This is a genomic window from Sinomonas terrae (assembly GCF_022539255.1).
Classification (GTDB): domain Bacteria; phylum Actinomycetota; class Actinomycetes; order Actinomycetales; family Micrococcaceae; genus Sinomonas; species Sinomonas terrae.
Map to the genome: position 1 here is coordinate 1,187,798 of NZ_JAKZBV010000001.1, position 17,597 is coordinate 1,205,394.

The following is a 17,597-nucleotide window of genomic DNA, read 5'->3' on the forward strand; positions in this document are numbered from 1 at the left end:
TTATGGCGCGGTCGGCTCGCCTTCCTGCCGGGCCACTCCGGCAGTCTCGAGGGAACGGCGGAGGATCTGGTCGGCCCGATAGCCGATGTGCGTGTGCAGGGCCAGGACCGTCTCGGAGCGGATGACTCCGCGGATGCGCAGGACGCTGCGAAGGGCCGACTGGAGGCCATGCGTGTCCGTCGCGGCGAGACGGCACCAGATGTCACCCCGGCCCGAGATCTCGTGTGCTTCGAGGATCGCGGGGACGCGCCGCAGCCCCGCGATGACCGCGTCGAGCTCGCGATGGACGACCTCGAGGGTCATGAAGGCCACGACGTCGTAACCGAGGGCCTCGAGATCGACTTCCCTGCCGCCGCCCCGGAGGATCTCGGCGCGTTGGAGACGACGGAAGCGGGACTGCACGGTGTTGCGTGCCACGCCAAGGCGTTCGGCGAGGTCGGCGATCTGCGCCCGGGGGTCCTCGATGAGGGCCAGGAGGAGCTTGGTGTCGAGGGCGTCTAGCGTGCTCAATGATCACTCCATCGTGTCAATGCATGAACTCTTCTGAGCATAACGCTCAATTCAGCCCTCTCAAATTGATCGAGAGGATCAAGAACCTTCGAAACTTGCAGCATGTCCCTCTTCGCCGAGCTCCGCATGCGTCCACTCGAGGCTGCCCCGTCCAAGGCAGCGCGCGGCTGGGACGCGTCTCGTAGCGTCCGTCTAGCGCTCAGCGGTGGAACCCTGTTCGTGCTCCTCGTCGGAGCCAACCTCGCAACCCCGCTCTACCCGCTCCTCGCGGCACGTCTCGGGCTGGACGCGCTGGGCATCTCAATCGCGTTCGCGAGCTACGTCGTGAGCCTGATCGCCGTCCTGCTCGTCGCAGGACACTGGTCGGATCACATCGGGCGACGCGCGGCCCTGACGGTTGCCGTCCTTCTCGGTATTGCGGGGCTGGCCGTATTCGCGTCCGCGAACTCCCTGCTCATGCTCTGCCTAGGGCGGGCGCTGCACGGAGCGGCGGTTGCCCTGGCAACGGGGGCAAGCGCTGCCTCGCTCCGTGAGCTCCTGCCTGGACGTCCCGAGTGGGCGTCACGCGCCACGCTTCTTTCGAGTTCGGGCGGAGTTGCGCTCGGGCCAGTCCTCGGCGGCCTCCTCGCTGTGGGAAGCCGGCCTACGGTGCTGCCGTTCCTCGCGTGCGCGGCGGCACTCGTGCTCTTGCTTGCCCCGCTCGTCTTGGTCCGGGCCCGTCCCGCTCTGCGGCCGCCCGAGGGAGTGTCCCGCTCAAGCGTCCTCGCCCCACGCGGCCTTTCCCTCGGGCTCGGCTCCGCGAGGGGATCGTTCTGGCGGGCGGCTGCCGTGGGATTCCTGAGCTTTGCGGTCTTCGGCTACTGCCTTTCCCTCGCTCCGGGCTACTTCGCGGCCACGCTGCGTCTCTCCTCCCTGCCTGCAGTAGGTGCCGTAGCGGGACTCGCGCTCGCGGCGTCGGCCGTAGTCCAGCTCGCCGGCCGCCGTCGTCCTGCTTCCCGCGTCCCGCTGCCCGCCACCCCGCTCGGCCTGGTTCTCCTGGGGGCCGGCACGTTGGGCGCCGGATTGGCCGCCCAAGCGGGCGTCGCCGTCGTCCTTGTCTTGGCGATCGTGGCTGCCGGGGTGGGCCAAGGCATCGCATTTCGCGCGCTCTTCGAAGAGCTGGCCGCCGCTGTCGGCCCGGAGCGTCACGCGCAGGCGGTGAGTGCGCTCTATGTCGTGACGTATCTGGGGAGCGCTGTCCCGGTGATCGGCCTCGGCGCATTTGCGGGCGTCGTCGGCATCCCGCTCGCCTCTGACGTGTTCACAGCTGGCTGCGCGGCCGCAGCCGGGGTCCTCGCCGCGATCTGCTGGCGGGCGAGGCACAGCCGGAGCTGATCATTCCGGAAGCGGCCCGCGGCCGGGGATCTGCTCGAACACGAGAGTCGTCTCCGTGTGCCCGACGACGGGGTCGGTCGTGAGATTGTCGAGCACCCAGTCGCGCAGTTCCTCCGTGCTGCCAACGGCGATGTGGAGGAGGTAGTCGACGGCGCCCGAGGTGTGGAACGTCGCGAGCACGCCTGGAAGCCCGGGCACCCTCGAGGTGAAGGAGTCGATCTGATCACGATCGTGCGCCCGCAGACTCACCGAGATGAGGGCCTGCACGCTGCGGCCGACGGCGCTCAGGTTCACCTTCGCCTCAAAGCCCGTGATGATGCCCCGCTCCGACAGCGCGCGCGTGCGCATCAGCGCCGTCGACGGTGCGATGCCCACGAGTTCGGCGAGCTGCTTGTTGGTCATCCGAGCGTCCTCGACGAGAGCCGCGAGGATCCGGCGGTCGACGTCGTCGAGCGGTTCGGCCATGGCCACGGGGCTCCCTCCTTGGGCTTGGGCGGCTGACGGCAGCCAACCCATCCTAGCGGGCGCCTTGGGGGCCCTCCTCCGCAGGATGGGCGACGGCGGCGACCGCGCCCGTCGCGAGCGCGAGGACGGCGATGCCCAGAGCGAGCCAACCCCAGCCGAACCCTTGGAAGACGAAGCCTCCGAGCCAGCCGAGGATGCTCGAACCGGTGTAGTAGAAGAGGTTGTACAGTGACGCAGCCTGAGCCTTGCCGGTGCTGGCCAAGGCACCTGTCCAGCCCGAACCGAGGCCGTGGGCTGCGAAGAAGCCAGCCGTCAGCGCGACGAGGCCCACGAGGATCGCAGGGAGCCAGTTGACGGCGGTCAGCAGGACGCCGGCGGCCATCACAGCCATGCTTGCCACGATGACGCTGCGGCGTCCGAACCGCTGGCTCAGGCGGGCGGCGTAGCCCGAGGAGAACGTGCCCGACAGATACGCGAGGAACAGGAGGCTCGTGATCGCGACCGGGAGGCCGAACGGCTGCGCCTCGAGGCGATAGCCCAAGTAGTTGTAGACGGCCACGAAGCCGCCCATGAGCGTGAATGCCTGAAGGTACAGCGCGAGGAGGCGGCGGCTTCGGAGCTGGCGTCCGAGCAGCTGCGCAGCGTGCGCGGCGCCTTCCCGCACGCCGTGAGGGACGGCGTCGTGCCGTTGGCGCAAGGGGACGAACCCCCGCTGCCGAGGCGCCAGTGCCACGAAGGCCGCTGCCGCCACGGCTCCCAGGACGGCGACGGCGAAGATCGCCGGCCTCCAGCCCCACACGTCGGCGAGGGGGCCGGCAACGAGCCGGCCGAGGAGGCCGCCGATCGTCGTCCCGGCGACATACGTCCCGGCCGCGAGGGCAGCATGGGCGCGGTGGACTTCCTCATTGAGATAGGCCACTGCGAGGGCGGGAACCGCGCCGAGCGCGGCTCCCTCGAGGCAGCGGAGGGTGAGCAGGAGGCCGACCGTGGGCGAGAACGGCGCGAGCAGACCGAGGACGGTCGCGGCTGCAACGCCTGCGGTCATGGCGGGAATGCGTCCGATTCGATCCGCCAGGAACGACCAGGGCAGGACGGCGACGGCGAGGCCCAGTGTTGCGAGCGAGACCGTCAGTGCCGACTGGGCCGCGTCGATGTGGAGCTCGGCCGAGATCCTCGGGAGGAGGGCCTGGGTCGAGTAGAGCTGGGCGAAGGTCGCGACACCGGCGAACGCGAGGGCGGCCAGGAGCCTGCGGTAGCCGCGGCTTCCTTTGGCGTGTCCGGTCCAAGCCGGAGCGATCGAGGGGGAGGACGGTACCGAAGTCACCCTTCCACGCTAGAAGGATCAGTCTCATGCGTCCAATACATTATGATCTAGAACATATGGCTGATTCGCATGAATTACCGCTCCACGGAGAGCTCGCCCGACTTCTCCCGCTCCTGCCCGTCCTCGACGCGGTCGGGCAGACGCGCCACGTGACCGCTGCCGCCGAACTCTTGGGCGTACCCCAGCCGACCGTGAGCCGCGCGCTCGCGAGGGCGGCCGCCGTCGTCGGAACCGAGCTTGTGCGCAGGGAAGGGCGCGGCATCCGCCTGACCCCGGCCGCAGAGCAGCTTCTTCCGGCGGTGCGGCGTGCTCTCGAGGGGCTGCAGGCGGGGCTCGACGAACTGCACGAACGGCGGCAGGAGGCGCGCGGCGTCGTTCGCTTAAGCTTCCAGATGACCTTCGGCGAGGCCGCCGTCCCCGCTCTGATCCGGGGATTCCGGCCCGCACGTCCGGATGTACGGTTCGAGCTTGTCCAAGGGTCGCGGCAGCGTTGCCTCGACGTCCTCTCGGCAGGAGAGGTGGACCTATCGATCGTCTCGCCCGTGCCGCGCCCGGGCCGCCAACTCGATTCGGACACGCTCTGCGTCCAGCCGCTGCGGCTCGCTGTGCCCGCGGGCCACCGCCTTGCACCGAGGGGCCGGGTCCGCTTCGAGGAAGCCGCGCGCGAGCCTTTCGTCGTCCTTGAACGCGGCTACGGAATGCGCAGCATCATGGACCGCCTCTTCCGCGAGGCTGGCACCCGACCCGACATCGCCTTCCAAGGCCAGGATTCGCGGACGCTCCTCGGCCTCGTGAGTGCCGGCCTCGGCGTGGCCCTCGTCCCTCCGTCGCGTGCCACCCGCTCGGCCGTCCACACGCCGGAGCTTGGATGGGTTGAGCTCGAACTCGAGGACGCCGATGCGGTGCGGGAGATCGGGCTCGTCTGGCCGAGAATCGTCGGCGAGCCCCTTCAGGTGCGCCTGTTCCGCGAGCACATCCTCCGCGAGGAGCCCGACGCCTTGCTCGACGCGTTCGGGATCTGACCACTCGTCGCGCGGGATCTGGCCACTCGACGTTCGGGATCTGGCCACTCGTCGTTCGGGATCTGGCCACTCGTCGCGGGGGATGTGGCCACTCGTGTGACCCCCCGACGAGTGGGCACCTCTTGCCCGACGAGTGGGCACCTCTTGCCCGACGAGTGGGCACCTCTTACCCGACGAGTGGGCACTTCTTGCCCGACGAGTGGGTACTTCTTGCCCGACGAGTGGCCACGTCTCGCTCTCTGCTACTCCGCGAAGCGCGCTACGACCTCCGCCGCCGTTTCCTCCCGGGCCTCCCTCCAGCCGGTCCCCGCCCAGAGGTTCGTCCCTTGCGGGTCGCCTGCGGCCACCGCGGCCGCCCGCAAGGGAGCCGTTAGATAGTGCAGCGTGGGGTAGCCGGCCGGGGCGTCGGCGAAGTCGCGCATGAAGGCGTTCTCGAGCCCCCGGGCAGCCTTGCCCGAGAAGGCGCGCGTCTGGGCGGTCCGCGCGAAGGCGGGGTCAGCGAGCGCGGCCCTGTGGACCGGATTTGTGCCCGCCTCAGGGGTGCGCAGGAAGGCGGTGCCGAGCTGGACGGCGGCGGCGCCGGCGGCGCGGACTGCACGAGCAGCTTGAGGAGTTCCGATGCCGCCTGCGGCGAGCACCGGAAGCCCGACGGCGGCGCGCACCGCGGAGACGAGGTCGGGAAGGTCCCCAGCGAATGCCGGGCCCGACGTGAAGGCTGCGAAGTGCCCTCCCGCGGCCGAGGACTGGACGACGACGCCATCCACGCCGAGCTCCTCGGCAGCCCTGGCCTCGTCAGGGCTCGTCACGGTCTGGATCACGAACGCGCCCGCTTTCCGGAGGCTCGCGACGTCGCCCGCGGGCGGGAGGGCGAACGTGAACGAGACGACTGGCGGCACACGCTCGAGGAGGTGCGCGAGCTTCGCCGGATATGCGTCGTCGTCCGCCCACCTCGGCTCTGGGAGGTCGACGCCGAGCCGCTCGGCGAGGGGGCGGAGCCGCTCTCGATAGGCAAGGACTGCCTCGCGATCCACGGGCTCGTTGGCCGGGACGAAGAGATTGACGCCGAACGCGAGGCCGGACGCGGACAGTTCGTCCACCTCGCGGGCCATCGCCTCGGGCGTCTTGTAGCCGGCGGCGAGGAAGCCGACCCCACCTGCGCGGCTCACCGCCTCAGCCAGCGCGGGGCGGCTCGGGCCGCCAGCCATGGGGGCGCCGACGACGCCCGTTCCGAACAGTCCTTCGGGCAGCTCTCGATCCATGCTCAGTACTCTAGGCGGGTGAACAAAGGCTCAGCCCCCCGGGGCACCATGATCGGGCTCGACATCGGCGGCACGAAGACCCGCGGGATCAAGGTGGTCGACGGCGAGGTCGTGGACGACCGCGAGGCCGGGAGCGCGAACGTCCAGAACGTCACCCGCGACCAAGCCGCGGCCAACCTCGCCGCGCTCTTCGCAGAGCTGGACGGTTCGGACGTCGCGCGCGTCGTCGTCGGTTCGGGCGGGATTGACACCGAGGCCGACGCGGCGGCCCTCGCGGCCCTCATCCGGCCGCATACGCCGAACGCCACCGTCACCGTGGTGCATGATTCGAGGCTCCTGCTGGCTGCCGGGCACGCGCGCGCTGGCGTCGCGGTGATCGCGGGAACGGGCTCCGCGGCTTGGGGGATGAACGACGACGGCGATGAGGCACGCGCGGGCGGCTGGGGCTATCTCCTCGGCGACGAGGGCAGTGGCTACTGGCTCGCCAGGGAGGCCGTCCGCTACAGCCTGCACCGTATGAATCTGGGCCTCGAGCCGGACGAGCTCACGGCTTCCCTCCTGGACAGCACGGGGCTCGCGGAGCCCGGGGAACTCATCGCGCACTTCCACGATGCGGCGACCGGCAGGCGCTACTGGGCCCAGCGCGCGCGGATCGTCGTGGACGCGGCGGACGCGGGCCACGCCGGGGCAGGCTTCATGCTCGACCAAGCGGCCCACGACCTCGCCCGCATGGCCGCCCAGGTGGCCCGGCAGCTCGGCATCGACGGCCCCGTCATCCTGGGAAGCGGGCTCGGGATGAACGTGCGCAGGCTGCAGGCGGCCTTTCGCGCGGCGCTCGAAGAACAGGGGATCGGCGACGTACGGGTGCTCGACCGCGATCCCGTCTTCGGGACGATCGAGCTTGCGGCCCGCGAAGCCTGAGCCAGCGGCCTCTTCACCGGCGCTTGCGCCCCAGAACGCTGGTAGGCTCGCCTCAGCCAGAGCGGTACAAGCCCTTCAGCCCAGCGCATGCCTTCAAGCGAGGACCAGCATGACAGAAGCCATGATCGAGTTCCGCGAGGTGACCAAGGTCTACGGCGGAGCAACAGCCGTCGACCGGCTCAGCCTGACCGTGCCTCGAGGCCACATCACCGTCTTCGTCGGCCCTTCCGGCTGCGGGAAGACGACTTCGCTCCGCATGGTCAACCGTATGGTGGAACCGAGCTCGGGCACGATCATCGTCGACGGCCAGGATGTCTCGTCGCTGCCAGCTGCCAAGCTCCGTCGGTCGATGGGATACGTCATGCAGGCCGCGGGTCTCATGCCGCACCGTACGGTGGTGGACAACATCGCGACTGTGCCCCGCCTCAACGGAGTCTCGCGTCGGAGTGCCCGGGCCCGCGCGCGCGAGCTGCTCGACGTCGTCGGCCTCCCGCAGGCGCTCGCCGGCCGCTACCCCGCGCAGCTCTCGGGTGGTCAGCAGCAGCGCGTCGGTGTCGCCCGCGCCCTCGCCGCCGACCCTCCCGTCCTCCTCATGGACGAGCCGTTCAGCGCCGTCGACCCGGTGGTTCGCCATGAGCTGCAGCAGGAGCTTCTGCGGCTTCAGCGCGAGCTCGGCAAGACGATCGTCTTCGTCACTCACGACATCGATGAAGCGGTGCTGCTAGGCGAGCGGATTGCCGTCTTCGCGGTGGGCGGCCGCCTTGCCCAGGTCGCAGGGCCTGAGGAGATCCTGCGTGCACCCGCCGACGACTTCGTGGCCGGTTTCGTGGGTCGCGACCGCGGCTTCCGGCACCTCGGCTTCTACGACGACGCGGGGCTCGCTGTCGACGGCGCCGAGACCCTGCTCAAGTCGGGCCTCTCAGGGGCGCGGCTTGCGGGATGGACGGTGGTGGTCGACGACGCCGGCCGACCCGCGGGGTGGGCGTCGCCTGCGGCTCCCGGCACGCTCGTCAGCGGGGGGTCGCTTCACCGGGCCGGTGCGTCTCTTAGGACAGCGCTCGACGCCGCGCTGTCCTCGCCTTCCGGGCGCGGGGTTGTGATTGACGACGACGGGCGGTTTGTCGGCACAGTCGGCGCCGCAGCGGTCATCGCCCAAGCGGACCGTCGACGCGCGGACGCCCAGCGCGAGCGGGCTGAGTCCCGGGCCGGTTCGCGGGCCGGCGCTGAGACTATGGCCGGGGGGGCCAGCTGATGGAGTGGGCCATCGCGAACTCGGGCCGCATCCTCTCGCTCGCCGGGCAGCACCTGGTCCTGGCGATCGTGCCGCTCGCGCTCGGCCTCGTGATCAGCCTCCCGCTGGCTCAGCTGGTCCGGCGGCACCCGGCGTGGCGGACCGCGCTCCTGACCGTGAGCTCGGTGCTGTACACCGTGCCCTCGCTCGCGCTGTTCATCATCCTGCCCGTCGTTCTCGGGACCAGGATCCTGGACCCCGTGAATGTCGTCGTGGCTCTGACGGTGTACGCGGTTGCGCTCCTTATGCGTTCCGCGCTGGACTCCCTCGACTCGGTGGACGGGGAGCTGAGCCTTGCCGCGCAGGCACTCGGACACACCGCGGTGACGAGGTACTTCCACGTCGATCTCCCGCTCTCGCTCCCGGTTCTGGTCGCGGGCCTGCGTGCCGTCTCGGTCAGCAACATCTCGCTCGTGAGCGTCGCGGCGCTCGTCGGGATGCCAAATCTCGGCATCCTCTTCACGGAGGGACTCCAGCGCGACTTCGTGACGGAGATCGTCGTCGGCCTTGTCGCGATCCTCGTGCTCGCGCTCCTCATGGACCTCCTTCTCGTGGTGATGGGCCGGCTGCTCTCGCCGTGGGCGCGTTTCGCCTCGGGGGCGGCGCCGCGCAGGGGAGCATTCGCCCGAAGGGCGGCGAACGCGTGAACCTCTTCGAGCAGACGTGGGCGTGGTTCACCGACCCCCTCCAGTGGTCGGGGTACTCAAGCATCCCCACGCGACTCGGCGAGCACGTCTTCTACACCCTGCTGACAGTTGCCATCGCGAGCGCGATCGCCTTGCCCATTGGGGCCTTCGTGGGACACACCGGGCGGGGGCGGGTCGTCGTCGTCGCCCTCGCCGGAGCGCTGCGCGCTGTGCCGACCCTCGGCCTCCTCGTCCTTTTCGTGCTCCTCGCGGGCATCGGGCTCATGCCGCCGATCTGGGCACTCGTGATCCTCACCATCCCGCCGATCCTTGCGGGAACGTACTCGGGAATCGCCGCCGTCGACCCCGTCGTCGTCGATGCGGCGCGCGCTCAGGGAATGCGCGAACTCCAGATCCTGTTCGGCGTCGAACTCCCCAATGCTGCGCCCGTGATCTTCGGCGGCATCCGCGCCGCGGTCCTGCAGGTCATCGCGACGGCGACCGTCGTCGCCTACACGAATCTCGGGGGGCTCGGCCGGTACATCTTCGACGGCCTCGCCCTCTCCGACTATCCCCAGATGCTCGGCGGGTCCGTCCTCGTGGCGGCGCTCGCCGTCGTCGCCGACCTCGTCCTGGGCGTCCTTCTTCGACGCCTCGGTCCTCGCTCGGCCTCCAGACGGGAGATCCCGGCTCCGGAGGCCCTAAAGGAAGGAATGCCATGACCAGTCACCTGCCCTCCATCCCGCGACGCGGGGCGGTCGCCGCACTGGCCGCGGGCCTTGGGCTCACGCTCGCGCTCAGCGCGTGCGGAGGCTCGTCCAATCCGCTGAGTTCAGGCGGTGCCTCGAGCTCGGCGGCATCCGGCGGCAGCAAGACGCTCGTCGTTGGATCCGCGGACTTCCCAGAGAGCCAGATCATCGCCGAGCTCTACGCGGGTGCCCTCAATGCGGCGGGGATCCCCGCGACGACCAAGCCCAACATCGGCGCCCGCGAGGTCTACTACAAGGCTGTCCAGGACGATTCGATCGACATTGTGCCTGACTACACCGGGAACCTGCTCCTCTATTTGGACCCGAAGGCGACCCAGGTTTCGGCCTCTGACATCGCCTCTGCCCTGCCGAACAAGCTGCCGAAGGGCCTCGGCGTCCTCGATCCTGCCCAAGCCGAGGACAAGGATGCGATGGTTGTCACGAAGGCCACGGCGACCAAGTACTCGCTCGAGAGCATCGCCGACATGTCCAAGGTCTGCAGTGACCTTGTCATAGGTGCTCCGGCCACGTTCGAGCAGCGCGCCTACGGCCTGCCGGGGCTCAAGTCCAAGTACAACTGCGTGCCGAAGCAGTTCCAGCCGTTCAACGACGGCGGCGGGCCAGTCACGCTGAAGGCGCTTCTCTCGAACGACATCCAAGTCGCCGACATCTTCACGACGACCCCGTCGATTCCGGACAACGACCTCGTGGTCCTCGCCGACCCGAAGAACAACTTCATCGCCCAGCAGGTTGTCCCCCTCGTGAACACGGCCAATCTGACGGATGCGGCGAAGAAGGCCCTCAACAACGTCTCCTCCAAGCTCACGACGACGGACCTCATCAACCTGAACCGTGCAGTGAGCGGCAACCAGAAGCAGAGCCCGGCGGACGCCGCCAAGGCATGGCTCAAGGACAAGGGCCTCGCTTCGTAGTCCTTGCCGCAAGTGACGCCAACAGGGTGTGAGCGGAATCTCGAAAGGGACGCTCACACCCTGTGGCATTCTTAGGGAATGGCCGAGTTCAAGCAGTCTTCCAAGCTCCATAACGTCCTCTACGACATCAGGGGACCGATTCTGGAGGCTGCCCAGCAGATGGAGGCCGAGGGGCACAAGATCCTCAAGCTGAACATCGGCAACCCCGCGCCGTTCGGGTTTGAGGCGCCGGACGCGATCCTCGTGGACATGATCCGTCACCTTCCGCACGCACAGGGCTACAGCGATTCGCGAGGCATCTTCTCCGCGCGCACCGCGGTGTCGCAGTACTACCAGACACGCGGCATCCAGAACATCGGCGTCGACGACATCTACCTCGGCAACGGCGTCAGCGAGCTCATCACGCTCTCGCTCATGGCACTGCTCGAGCAGGGCGACGAGATCCTGGTCCCGAGCCCGGACTACCCGCTCTGGACTGCGTCCGTCTCCCTCGCAGGCGGCCGGGCTGTCCATTACACCTGCCTCGAGGAGGCGGACTGGGAGCCGGACCTCGAGGACCTCGAGGCGAAGATCACCCCCCGCACCAAGGGCATCGTAGTGATCAACCCTAACAACCCGACGGGTGCCGTCTATTCGGACTCGACCCTGCGCCGGATCGTGGCGCTAGCCGAGCGGCACGGGCTGATCATCTTCGCGGACGAGATCTACGAGAAGATCCTCTACGACGGGAACACCCACACCAACATGGCCGCGTTCACGGACGATGAGGTCCTGTGCCTGACGTTCAGCGGCCTGTCCAAGGCGTACCGCGTGTGCGGGTACCGCGCCGGGTGGATGGCAATCTCGGGTCCGAAGAAGACCGCCTCGGACTACCTCGAGGGCATCAACCTGCTCGCGAACATGCGACTCTGTGCGAACGTCCCCGCGCAGCACGCGATCCAGACGGCGCTGGGTGGATACCAGAGCATCAATGACCTGATCCTGCCCGGCGGCCGGCTGCTCGAGCAGCGAAACAAGGCGTACGAGATGCTCAACGCGATCCCCGGCGTCTCCACCCGACAGGCCAAGGGTGCGCTGTACCTGTTCCCACGGCTCGATCCCGAGGTCTACCCGATCCAGGACGACGAGCGCTTTGTCCTGGACCTGCTCCGCGAGCAGAAGATCCTCGTCTCGCACGGCCGCGCGTTCAACTGGCACGCGCCCGACCACTTCCGCATGGTCACGCTCCCTGCCGTCGCGGACATCGAGGAAGCTATCGGCCGCATGGGGGACTTCCTCAGCAGGTACGAAGGGAACTGACCCAGCTGGAGGCGGGCAATGGCGCAGAGCGAGGCTGAGAAGGTATTCGAGGACAACCCTGAGCGACTGTTCGGGGTGGGGCCAGGGTTCTCGCTCGCGGCGATCGATCCAGCCTCGACGCCAGCCTTCGGGGGCAGGAAGTCGGACGGCAAGGCGGCGCTCTCCGCGAGGAGTTCTCGGCTGGCCCAACTCCAGGAGCGCCTTTTCGCCGAGGGCCATGCCGGCCGCCGTCGTTCCCTCCTCCTCGTGCTCGAGGGGATGGACACTTCCGGCAAGGGCGGGATCATACGTCACGTGGTGAGCGCCGTTGACGTCCAGGGCGTACAGCTCGCGTCCTTCGGGCCCCCCAGCGAGGACGAGGAGCGCCACGACTTCCTCTGGAGGGTGGAACGTCAGCTTCCGGGACCGGGCATGATCGGGTGCTTCGACCGTTCGCATTACGAGGACGTACTCATCCACCGGGTGCACGGATGGGTGGAGCCGCAAGAACTCGAACGGAGGTATTCGGCGATCCAGGATTTCGAGTCGAAGCTCCACGAGGACGGGACCCACGTCCTGAAGATCATGCTGCACATCAGCAAGAACGAGCAGCTCCGGCGGCTTTCAGCCCGGCTCGACGATCCGACCAAGCACTGGAAGTACGATCCCGGCGACGTCGACGAGCGTTTGCGTTGGGACGACTACATGGCGGCCTACGAGGCCGCCCTCGTTCGCACCAGCACCGCGTACGCGCCCTGGTACGTTGTCCCGGCCGACAACAAGTGGTACTCGCGCCTGGTCGTGCAGGATCTGATGCTGGGCGCCCTCCAGCGGATGGACCCGCAGTGGCCTACCGCTTCATTCGACGTCGAAGCCGAAAAGCAGCGGCTCGCCGAGAGCTGAGGAAACGACCTATTCGCCCGTGTCTTGGGCGCCGCTAGCCTCGGGCTGACGGCGGGCGGCGTCGAGCCGGCGTCGTGCGCCTTCGAGCCACTCCTCGCAACGCTGCGCGAGGGCCTCACCCCGCTCCCAGAGGGCGAGTGATTCCTCGAGGCTCACCCCTCCGGCCTCGAGCTTGGTGACAACTGCGACGAGCTGCTCCCGGGCTTCCTCGTAGCTCAACTCCGCGAAGGCGTCCTGCTGGGCTTCAGCCATGATGGGTTCCTCCGTCGGGATCGGGCGAGCCTAGTTGATGGGCGCTGCGTGCGGTGCGGGAGGGCAGTTCACCTTCCGATGTCGCGACTATCGCCCCTCGCGAGAGCCGCACTCGAAGCGGTGTGCCCGCGGGCGCGTCGCCGGGCTCGCGGATGACGGCGGCTGCAGGCCCGTCGAGCAGCTGCACGACCGAGTACCCCCGGTCGAGGGTCTGCTGCGGTGAGAGCGCCCTGATTTGCGCGCGCAGGTGGCGGACTGCGTCCTGGCCCCGGACGACGGCGCCGCTCACCGCGTGATGGGCGCGGTTGAGGAGCCGCCCGAGGTCGTCGTGGCGGACATCGAGCATCTGTTCCGGGCGTGCGAGGACGGGACGACTCCGTAGGAGCGTGAGCTGCTGTTCCTCGCGCGTAACGTGCAGGGCTATCTGACGTTCGAGGCGTTCGCGGCATTGCCGCACGCGAGCAAGCTCCTCGGTGACTTCGGGGACGATCCGCTTCGCCGCATCCGTCGGGGTGGAGGCGCGGAGGTCAGCGACATCGTCAAGGATCGGCCTGTCCGCCTCGTGACCGATTGCGCTCACGACCGGGGTCTGCGCGTGGGCGACAGCGCGGACGAGGCGTTCGTCGCTGAACGGGAGGAGGTCCTCGAGGGATCCGCCGCCGCGGGCAACCACGATGACGTCGACCTCCGGCATGGCGTCGAGCTCGCAGAGGGCCGAGACGACCTCGGTGACTGCGCTCGCTCCCTGGACTGCTACCTCGCGGATCTCGAAATGGACAGCGGGCCACCGCAGGGCCGCGTTCCGGAGCACGTCCTTCTTCGCGTCCGAGTCGCGGCCCGTTATGAGACCGATCCGGTGGGGGAGCAAGGGGAGGCGGCGCTTGCGGGATTCCGCGAACAGACCCTCGGCCCCGAGAGACTGCCGCAACCGCTCGATCCGGGCGAGGAGATCGCCCAGACCGACAGGCCGGATGTCGCGGACCTGCATGTTGAGGCGCCCGGTCTTGAGCCACATCTCCGGTTTGATAAGCGCCACGACACGTGAACCCCGCTCGAGCGGCTCCTTCACGCGGGCCATCACCTGGCCCCAAGCAGAGGCGGAAAGCGAGATCTCCGCCTCGACGTCGCGCAGCGTGAGGAACGCATTGGACCCGCGCTGATTCAGCTCGATGACCTGACCCTCGACCCAGACCTGCGGCGAGCGATCGATGTGCTCCTTGAGCTTGCGGGAGAGCAGTGCGAGGGGCCACGGGTTGTCAGGGCTCGTGTCCGCGGCGCGCTCGGGAAGGCTCGCCCGGGCTTCGTCCGCAGTTCCTCGCGCCGCGCCAGCAAGCGCGGAACCCTCGCTCGTTCCAGAGGCCAGGTCCTGTATTGGCTCGACTGACTCGGGCATGTCTTCCCCCTTTCCGCGCTGGGTCATGTCCCACAAGTATCACGGGCCAGCGACACTCTTAGACGGCCCCTCCCCGGAAGCAATGGGCTTCGCCCTCTACGATAGGTGCGTTGTCGCCGACCCCGGGAAGCCATGCGTACCGTTCTCTCCGCACTCTCAGTGCTGCTCGCCGTCGTCCTCACTGCCGTGGCCGTGCCGGCACTGTGGCTTGACCGGAACCTCGTCGACGAGTCGGGATTCGTTCAGCTGCTCTCCCCGATGAGCACCGACAAGCAGCTCCAGTCGACCCTCGTCTCGAATCTGGAGACTGCCGTGCTCTCGGATTCGGGCATCCCCGCGGTGCTCCGACCGGTGGCCGAACAGGCGGTCAAAGGGCTCGCGACGAGCCTCGTCTCGGATCCGGGGTTCCCTCAGGCATGGAGCGACACGCTGCGTGCGAGCCATCAGCTCAACTTCAGTCCTGACAAAGCTTCCGCCAACGCCTTCGAGCTCGAACTCTCCCCAATGGCCGCCCTCATGTCTCGACGGCTTGGAAGTTCGCTGAACGTGAACATCCCGCCTCCGCCCTCGCTTCAGGTCCAGGTGGGAACGGCCCAGCAGCGCTCGTGGTTGACGGGCGCGCAGAACCTCGCCGCGTTGGCCCTCCCGCTGTCCCTCGGGGCGGTCCTCGCGTTCGTGCTCGGTCTGCTCTTCGCACGACGGCGAGGGGTCGCCTTGGCGTGGGCTGGTATTGGTCTGCTGCTGATTGCCGCGCTATATCAAGGGGCAGTCGGCCTTGTCCCTTCCGCAGGATCCGCCCAGGGGAGCACAGGGTCGATGTCATCGGCGTTCGGAGCCCGGGCAGCGGAGCTCGCGGCCTCGAATTTCGAAACGTGGATCTTGGCCGTGGCCATCGGTGGAGCGGTGCTTCTCGTGCTGGGGGCGGTGCTCGGTGCGCTCCGGCGCAGATCGAAGGTTCGGACGGAGTCCACTTGGTGACTCGCTAGCATGGATTCATGACCTTTTCGCCCGTCTCCCTGTCCATGCCTACGGTTCCGCGCCGCCGCCGGACGCCCGAGGACGTGGCTGCCGCAGCTGCGGTTGTGGAGGAGAAGCGGGTTCTGCTCGCAGCGCCACGCGGATATTGCGCTGGTGTGGACCGCGCCGTCATTGCAGTTGAGAAGGCCCTCGAGCACTACGGACCGCCGGTCTACGTTCGCAAGCAGATCGTCCACAACCGGCACGTCGTCGAAACGCTCGAGGAGCGGGGTGCGATCTTCGTCGATGAGACGGACGAGGTTCCCGAGGGTTCCCTCGTCGTCTTTTCGGCGCACGGCGTGAGTCCCGCTGTTGTGCGTTCCGCTGAGGAGCGCGGATTGCGGACTATCGACGCCACCTGCCCTCTCGTCACGAAGGTCCACCGCGAGGCCGTACGGTTCGCGAAGGGCAACTACGAGATCCTCCTCATCGGCCACGTGGGCCATGAAGAGGTCGAGGGCACGTTCGGCGAGGCACCGGAACACACGCAGATCGTCAATTCGCCCGAGGAGGCGGACACGATCGAGGTTCGCGACCCGGACCGTCTCATCTGGCTCTCACAAACCACCCTTTCCGTCGACGAGACGATGGAGACCGTCCGTCGCCTGCGCGAGCGTTTCCCGAACCTCCAGGATCCGCCGAGCGACGACATCTGCTATGCGACCTCGAACCGACAGGCGGCCATTAAGAAGATCGCGCCTCAAGCGGATCTTGTGATTGTGGTGGGCTCGGCAAACTCGTCAAATTCAGTTCGGCTCGTCGAGGTCGCCCTCGAATACGGCGCAAAGAAGGCCCATCGCGTCGATTTCGCCAACGAGGTCGACGAGTCTTGGTTCGAGGGAGTGGCCACGATCGGAGTGACCTCAGGAGCGTCCGTGCCTGAGGTGCTCGTCCAGGACGTCCTTCGGCTCGCGGCTGACTATGGTTACGCCACAGTCGAGGAAGTCGTGACGGCCGAGGAGGACATTCTGTTCTCTCTCCCCAAGGAGCTCCGCGCGACGCTCAAGGAAGCAGGCGACGGCAGCCGAGGCCTCGGCGGACGCGGCCAGCGCCCTACGAGCTAGCGGGCTACCCTGCCTGGGAGAGCTCGTCGAGTAGCTCGCCGGCGCTCAGCACTCTCGGGGTGCTCGCGAGGGGAGCAAGCTCCGGTAGCGTCTCCGGTGCGCCGGGATCGAGAGCACTGATTCTCCGCGCTGTCGGCAGCACCCGCGATTCGAGGGCGCCGAGGAAGGCGTTGTAACGCTCGACTGAGGACTTGAGCGACGTCCCGAGCTTCGCGACATGACCCCCCATCGTGCCCAGCCTGCTGTAGAGCTGCTGGGACAGCTCGAACAGTTCGCGTGCGTTCTCTGTCAGCAGTTCTTGCCTCCAACCGAACGCGACGCCCTTCAAGAGGGCGATCAACGTCGCGGGCGAGGCGAGCGCCACGTTTCGGGAGAACGCATAGTCGAGAAGCGCGGGATCCTCGATGAGGGCTTCTGCGAGGAAGGACTCGGCAGGCAGGAAGCACACGACGAGCTCGGGGCTCGCGCCGACCGACTCCCAGTACTTCTTGGTGCCGAGCACATCCACATGGGACCGCAGCGCCTTCGCATGATCGGCAAGGTGCCGCCTCCGGGCCTCGGTTGCCGGCGTACTCGAATCCTGCGCGAGTCCCTGCGCTTTGAGGTAGGCACCGAGCGGGACCTTGGCATCGACGATGAGGTGCTTCATGCCCGGAAGATGCACGACGAGGTCAGGGCGGTGAGCGCCGGTCTCGCCTGCGGCCGTCATCTGTTCGCTGAAGTCGACTCTTTCGAGCATGCCGGCCGCCTCCACCACTCGTCGCAGCTGCACCTCGCCCCACATGCCGCGCGAGGCGTTGTTCGCCAGAGCGGCGTTGAGCGCGTGGGTGGTCTGCAGGAGCGCGGCGTCCGACTCGCGTGCGGACTGAAGCTGCTGGGCCAGCTGCCCATACTGTTCCACCCGGTCCCGCTCGAGCAGCGCGACCTGGCGTTGGACGGCCCCAAGCTTCTCGGCAACCGGTGCAAGGGCCCGAAGGACGTTGTTCTCCTGTTCATCGAGCGTTGTGAGTGCGGCGTTCTGCCGGGCAAGTAAATCCCGTTCCGCGGTCGCTGCGGCCAACTGGGCCTCGAGCTGAGCGAGGTGAGCCTGCAGCGAAGGCGACCCTCCGCCGTCGTGCGCTGCCCGGCGGCGGGCCAGTGTGTAGCCGCCCAGCGCGCCGAGGATCAGGGCTAGCAGTGTTGCGAGGAGCGTCACGAGTGTCTGGGTACCGTCCATG

At 68.2% G+C, this 17,597-nt stretch carries 18 protein-coding genes; 11 read left to right on the plus strand and 7 right to left on the minus strand.

Going from position 1 to position 17,597, the window contains the following annotated elements; all coding sequences use genetic code 11:
- Complete coding sequence (locus tag L0M17_RS05510; protein ID WP_241052635.1) at nt 1-510, minus strand: Lrp/AsnC family transcriptional regulator; 510 nt, start codon at nt 508-510, stop codon at nt 1-3.
- Nucleotides 511-612: 102 nt separating this feature from the next.
- Between L0M17_RS05510 and L0M17_RS05515 the strand changes: the two genes are divergently transcribed.
- Nucleotides 613-1,884 carry an MFS transporter gene (locus L0M17_RS05515; RefSeq protein WP_241052637.1) on the plus strand — a complete coding sequence of 424 codons (1,272 nt, stop codon included), beginning with the start codon at nt 613-615 and terminating at the stop codon, nt 1,882-1,884.
- Here L0M17_RS05515 and L0M17_RS05520 read toward each other — a convergent pair whose 3' ends face one another.
- Together L0M17_RS05520 and L0M17_RS05525 are read right to left on the minus strand one after the other, a co-directional pair.
- A complete protein-coding gene (locus L0M17_RS05520; RefSeq protein WP_241056317.1) occupies nt 1,885-2,349 on the minus strand; it encodes an Lrp/AsnC family transcriptional regulator in 465 nt (154 codons plus the stop codon).
- Nucleotides 2,350-2,401: 52 nt separating this feature from the next.
- Nucleotides 2,402-3,673 carry an MFS transporter gene (locus tag L0M17_RS05525; RefSeq protein ID WP_241052639.1) on the minus strand — a complete coding sequence of 424 codons (1,272 nt, stop codon included), beginning with the start codon at nt 3,671-3,673 and terminating at the stop codon, nt 2,402-2,404.
- A gap of 56 nt (nt 3,674-3,729) precedes the next feature.
- On the opposite strand from L0M17_RS05525, the gene L0M17_RS05530 reads away from it, so the two are divergent.
- Nucleotides 3,730-4,695: a LysR substrate-binding domain-containing protein gene (locus L0M17_RS05530; protein WP_241052641.1), complete on the plus strand. Its 966-nt coding sequence runs from the start codon at nt 3,730-3,732 to the stop codon at nt 4,693-4,695.
- 242 nt (nt 4,696-4,937) lie between these two features.
- On the opposite strand, the gene L0M17_RS05535 is transcribed toward L0M17_RS05530, so the two are convergent.
- On the minus strand, nt 4,938-5,954 hold the full coding sequence (locus tag L0M17_RS05535; protein WP_241052649.1) for a nitronate monooxygenase: 1,017 nt from the start codon (nt 5,952-5,954) through the stop codon (nt 4,938-4,940).
- 48 nt (nt 5,955-6,002) lie between these two features.
- On the opposite strand from L0M17_RS05535, the gene L0M17_RS05540 reads away from it, so the two are divergent.
- The 7 genes from L0M17_RS05540 (at nt 6,003) to L0M17_RS05570 (ending at nt 12,654) form a co-directional block, all read left to right on the plus strand.
- Nucleotides 6,003-6,875 carry an N-acetylglucosamine kinase gene (locus L0M17_RS05540; RefSeq protein ID WP_241056318.1) on the plus strand — a complete coding sequence of 291 codons (873 nt, stop codon included), beginning with the start codon at nt 6,003-6,005 and terminating at the stop codon, nt 6,873-6,875.
- 109 nt (nt 6,876-6,984) lie between these two features.
- Entirely contained in the window at nt 6,985-8,127 is a 1,143-nt protein-coding gene (locus tag L0M17_RS05545) for an ABC transporter ATP-binding protein (RefSeq protein ID WP_290427277.1), read from the plus strand.
- Nucleotides 8,127-8,813, plus strand: a complete 687-nt coding sequence (locus L0M17_RS05550) for an ABC transporter permease (protein WP_241052652.1) — start codon at nt 8,127-8,129, stop codon at nt 8,811-8,813. The genes L0M17_RS05545 and L0M17_RS05550 overlap by 1 nt, the downstream gene beginning before the upstream one ends.
- Nucleotides 8,810-9,514 carry an ABC transporter permease gene (locus L0M17_RS05555; protein ID WP_241052654.1) on the plus strand — a complete coding sequence of 235 codons (705 nt, stop codon included), beginning with the start codon at nt 8,810-8,812 and terminating at the stop codon, nt 9,512-9,514. Before L0M17_RS05550 ends, L0M17_RS05555 begins: the two co-directional genes overlap by 4 nt.
- The gene (locus tag L0M17_RS05560) at nt 9,511-10,473 is read left to right on the plus strand and encodes an ABC transporter substrate-binding protein (protein ID WP_241052655.1); all 963 of its coding nucleotides are present in this window, start codon (nt 9,511-9,513) and stop codon (nt 10,471-10,473) included. The genes L0M17_RS05555 and L0M17_RS05560 overlap by 4 nt, the downstream gene beginning before the upstream one ends.
- A 78-nt stretch (nt 10,474-10,551) precedes the next feature.
- Entirely contained in the window at nt 10,552-11,772 is a 1,221-nt protein-coding gene (locus L0M17_RS05565; RefSeq protein ID WP_241052657.1) for a pyridoxal phosphate-dependent aminotransferase, read from the plus strand.
- An 18-nt stretch (nt 11,773-11,790) separates the two neighbouring features.
- Nucleotides 11,791-12,654: a polyphosphate kinase 2 family protein gene (locus tag L0M17_RS05570; RefSeq protein WP_241052660.1), complete on the plus strand. Its 864-nt coding sequence runs from the start codon at nt 11,791-11,793 to the stop codon at nt 12,652-12,654.
- Between the two features lie 9 nt (nt 12,655-12,663).
- Here L0M17_RS05570 and L0M17_RS05575 read toward each other — a convergent pair whose 3' ends face one another.
- A complete protein-coding gene (locus L0M17_RS05575) occupies nt 12,664-12,906 on the minus strand; it encodes an exodeoxyribonuclease VII small subunit (protein WP_241052662.1) in 243 nt (80 codons plus the stop codon).
- Nucleotides 12,899-14,299, minus strand: coding sequence for an exodeoxyribonuclease VII large subunit (gene xseA, locus L0M17_RS05580; protein ID WP_241052668.1), 1,401 nt, complete (start codon nt 14,297-14,299; stop codon nt 12,899-12,901). Before xseA ends, L0M17_RS05575 begins: the two co-directional genes overlap by 8 nt.
- A 132-nt stretch (nt 14,300-14,431) precedes the next feature.
- Here xseA and L0M17_RS05585 point away from each other — a divergent pair, with 132 nt between their 5' ends.
- Together L0M17_RS05585 and L0M17_RS05590 are read left to right on the plus strand one after the other, a co-directional pair.
- Nucleotides 14,432-15,277: a hypothetical protein gene (locus tag L0M17_RS05585; RefSeq protein ID WP_241052670.1), complete on the plus strand. Its 846-nt coding sequence runs from the start codon at nt 14,432-14,434 to the stop codon at nt 15,275-15,277.
- Nucleotides 15,278-15,294: 17 nt separating this feature from the next.
- The gene (locus tag L0M17_RS05590) at nt 15,295-16,380 is read left to right on the plus strand and encodes a 4-hydroxy-3-methylbut-2-enyl diphosphate reductase (protein ID WP_241052674.1); all 1,086 of its coding nucleotides are present in this window, start codon (nt 15,295-15,297) and stop codon (nt 16,378-16,380) included.
- A gap of 4 nt (nt 16,381-16,384) precedes the next feature.
- Here L0M17_RS05590 and L0M17_RS05595 read toward each other — a convergent pair whose 3' ends face one another.
- Complete coding sequence (locus L0M17_RS05595) at nt 16,385-17,596, minus strand: DNA recombination protein RmuC (protein WP_241052675.1); 1,212 nt, start codon at nt 17,594-17,596, stop codon at nt 16,385-16,387.
- Nucleotide 17,597: the final 1 nt, after the last annotated feature.

Coding starts and splice junctions, on each gene's coding strand:
- L0M17_RS05535 (WP_241052649.1), bottom strand. CDS start 5,954: ATGGATCGAGAGCTGCCCGAAGGACTGTTCGGAACGGGCGTCGTCGGC.
- L0M17_RS05595 (WP_241052675.1), bottom strand. CDS start 17,596: ATGGACGGTACCCAGACACTCGTGACGCTCCTCGCAACACTGCTAGCC.
- L0M17_RS05590 (WP_241052674.1), top strand. CDS start 15,295: ATGACCTTTTCGCCCGTCTCCCTGTCCATGCCTACGGTTCCGCGCCGC.
- L0M17_RS05585 (WP_241052670.1), top strand. CDS start 14,432: ATGCGTACCGTTCTCTCCGCACTCTCAGTGCTGCTCGCCGTCGTCCTC.
- L0M17_RS05540 (WP_241056318.1), top strand. CDS start 6,003: ATGATCGGGCTCGACATCGGCGGCACGAAGACCCGCGGGATCAAGGTG.
- xseA (WP_241052668.1), bottom strand. CDS start 14,299: ATGCCCGAGTCAGTCGAGCCAATACAGGACCTGGCCTCTGGAACGAGC.
- L0M17_RS05520 (WP_241056317.1), bottom strand. CDS start 2,349: ATGGCCGAACCGCTCGACGACGTCGACCGCCGGATCCTCGCGGCTCTC.
- L0M17_RS05560 (WP_241052655.1), top strand. CDS start 9,511: ATGACCAGTCACCTGCCCTCCATCCCGCGACGCGGGGCGGTCGCCGCA.
- L0M17_RS05550 (WP_241052652.1), top strand. CDS start 8,127: ATGGAGTGGGCCATCGCGAACTCGGGCCGCATCCTCTCGCTCGCCGGG.
- L0M17_RS05515 (WP_241052637.1), top strand. CDS start 613: ATGTCCCTCTTCGCCGAGCTCCGCATGCGTCCACTCGAGGCTGCCCCG.
- L0M17_RS05530 (WP_241052641.1), top strand. CDS start 3,730: ATGGCTGATTCGCATGAATTACCGCTCCACGGAGAGCTCGCCCGACTT.
- L0M17_RS05575 (WP_241052662.1), bottom strand. CDS start 12,906: ATGGCTGAAGCCCAGCAGGACGCCTTCGCGGAGTTGAGCTACGAGGAA.
- L0M17_RS05545 (WP_290427277.1), top strand. CDS start 6,985: ATGACAGAAGCCATGATCGAGTTCCGCGAGGTGACCAAGGTCTACGGC.
- L0M17_RS05570 (WP_241052660.1), top strand. CDS start 11,791: ATGGCGCAGAGCGAGGCTGAGAAGGTATTCGAGGACAACCCTGAGCGA.
- L0M17_RS05565 (WP_241052657.1), top strand. CDS start 10,552: ATGGCCGAGTTCAAGCAGTCTTCCAAGCTCCATAACGTCCTCTACGAC.